This window comes from Sphingobacterium sp. UBA7253 (assembly GCF_002472745.1).
In the GTDB taxonomy this organism is placed as follows: Bacteria; Bacteroidota; Bacteroidia; order Sphingobacteriales; family Sphingobacteriaceae; genus Sphingobacterium; species Sphingobacterium siyangense.
On the sequence record NZ_DKSP01000133.1, the window covers coordinates 20,040 to 20,323 of the forward strand.

The following is a 284-nucleotide window of genomic DNA, read 5'->3' on the forward strand; positions in this document are numbered from 1 at the left end:
AGACGAAGCAGAAGCCATCGCTACACAGGAGCACTATAAATTAAAAGGCGTAGAATCCTATTATAAAGAAGTTGATGGCAAATTCCTGGTATTCAGAACAGCCGACAATAAAACGTTAAAATCTATCAATTACTCTCCAGCCGATCTAAAAACGATTGTTGAGGGCTAAATAAAAGATGGTGATCGTACCCTATTTTTTGTAGGTAAACAGCAAAGGCTTCTTTAGAGAAGCCTTTGCTGTTTTTTATAGCGTGGAATATATTCATTAAACACGATAGCATACA